Consider the following 1,535-nt stretch of genomic DNA (forward strand, 5'->3'; position numbering starts at 1 on the left):
GCGCAGCTGGTCGAACGATTCCTCGATTACGGCGGTACGACTACCGAAGGCCTGAATGCCATGCTCGACAGCGGCTTTCGCCAGGCCGTCCACCATGGGCTGGACGCTGCCCACGAAGCCGCCAAGCATACGCCCGACTAAAAAGCAGGCTGCGAGACCAGTGGCGCTTTGCGAATGCCAAGCCATCCTCCGCGCTATAAGCACGTAATATCTCGTGTAAATCTGATGGAAGCGGTCGTATGCCCGTAAATTTATAGCACATCCGCAAGAATTCGAGCCGGTGGCTGTTCGCCTAAAGACATCACTCACTTTTTGCCTTCTCTGCTTTATGAGACTAAAATGGGAACGGTTCCATTCATGGTACTTACATGACAGCTACCCCTCATCAGCGCTCGACGATTCTTGAAGTCGCACGCGAAGCCGGCGCTTCCAAGACCAGCGTTTCGCGCTACTTCGGTGACGAGCGTGAACGGCTTTCGCCGGGCATGCAGACCCGCATTGCCACCGCCGCCCAACGCTTGGGCTACCGTCCCAACCAGATGGCCCGAAGCCTCAAGGGCGGACACTCTCGCCTGGTCGGCATGCTTGTAGCGGATATCCGTAACCCCTTTACGGTCGCGGTGATGCACGGCGTGGAACAAGCCTGCCAGGCGCATGGTTATTCGCTGATGGTCTGCAACACCGACAACGATGCCGCCCGGGAAAGCGCCCTCTTAGCGCTGCTCGCCTCCTACCGGGTCGAGGGCCTGATAATCAATGCCGCCGGAAGCCCCGACCAGCAACTCCAGACGCTGGTCGACCAGGGTACGCCTTTGGTGCTTCTCGACCGCGAGTTGGGCAGGACCGAGGCAAGCGTAGTCGGGCTCGACAATGCGCTCGCCATCGACATGGCGCTCGATCATCTCCAGGCCCAGGGGTATCGGCGTCTGCTCTACCTGAGTGAGCCCCCGGAGCAGGCCAGTCCGCGTCACGTCCGACTGGCTCGCTTTCAGCATGGCTGTGAAGCACGCGGCCTGACCGGGCACGCTCATGACCAGTCACTTGAAGACACCGAAGCCCTATCGCAAGCCATTCGCCACTTCCTAACGGAGGGTGATAGTGGCCAGAAGGCCGTGCTTTGTGCCAATGGAAACGTCACCCTAGCCGCGACCCGTATCCTCCTGGCCAGCGGTGCAAGGCTCGGCGAGACGGGCCTTCTCGGCATCGATGAACTCGATTGGTGCGAATTGGTCGCCCCGGGCATCTCAACACTTGCCCAGCCCACCGACGCCATCGGTCGGTCCGCCGTGGCGTGCTTGATGCGCTCCCAAGATAATGATGCCACCCCGACGCGACATCGCCATGCCCCCACATTAATCATGCGGGGCTCGACCCGAAATACGAGGCCATAAACGCGGTTGGCGGCAACGCCAACGCCAGGCCATGACACGCCAGCCATGCTTCTAGAAATACGAGGTGCCCATGTCCGCCACTCCCTCATCCGTCCCCGCGCTGCTCACCTTCGGCGAGGCCATGACGCTGTTCGTGGCCGATGC

At 60.8% G+C, this 1,535-nt stretch carries 2 protein-coding genes; both read left to right on the plus strand.

Annotated features, from left to right (window positions below):
* The first annotated feature begins 6 nt into the window (after positions 1 to 6).
* Complete coding sequence (locus tag BM341_RS19715; RefSeq protein ID WP_281246510.1) at positions 7 to 141, plus strand: pyrroline-5-carboxylate reductase dimerization domain-containing protein; 135 nt, start codon at positions 7 to 9, stop codon at positions 139 to 141.
* 227 nt (positions 142 to 368) lie between these two features.
* Positions 369 to 1,391, plus strand: coding sequence for a LacI family DNA-binding transcriptional regulator (locus BM341_RS18825; RefSeq protein WP_089797856.1), 1,023 nt, complete (start codon positions 369 to 371; stop codon positions 1,389 to 1,391).
* Positions 1,392 to 1,535 lie beyond the last annotated feature (144 nt).

Source organism: Halomonas korlensis, from assembly GCF_900116705.1.
Taxonomy (GTDB): Bacteria; Pseudomonadota; Gammaproteobacteria; order Pseudomonadales; family Halomonadaceae; genus Halomonas; species Halomonas korlensis.

Coding starts and splice junctions, on each gene's coding strand:
- BM341_RS18825 (WP_089797856.1), top strand. CDS start 369: ATGACAGCTACCCCTCATCAGCGCTCGACGATTCTTGAAGTCGCACGC.